The organism is Pseudomonas sp. SIMBA_068 (assembly GCF_046534705.1).
In the GTDB taxonomy this organism is placed as follows: Bacteria; Pseudomonadota; Gammaproteobacteria; order Pseudomonadales; family Pseudomonadaceae; genus Aquipseudomonas; species Aquipseudomonas putida.
On record NZ_JAWRYI010001926.1, the window covers coordinates 1 to 228 of the forward strand.

General features: G+C 38.6%; 1 protein-coding gene. It reads right to left on the reverse strand.

Going from position 1 to position 228, the window contains the following annotated elements:
• Positions 1-109: 109 nt before the first annotated feature.
• Positions 110-228 (reverse strand): hypothetical protein (locus tag SB756_RS36510; protein WP_410914145.1); only part of this gene is annotated, 119 nt, incomplete at its 5' end.

The following is a 228-nucleotide window of genomic DNA, read 5'->3' on the forward strand; positions in this document are numbered from 1 at the left end:
TATATATATTTACAAATAAAAAAAGCCCTTAAAGGGCTTTTTCAATCTTTAGTATTGATTGCCTGTTTTAAAAGTAGGTATATAAACCCCGTTTAGGCAATGCTTGCGATTAAAGTTTTGCGAAACAGCGCTCTGCTGCAGCTATAGTTTCTTGTACTTCCTGTTCCGTGTGCGCAGCACATACAAAACCAGCTTCAAATGCTGATGGCGCAAGGTATACGCCTTCTT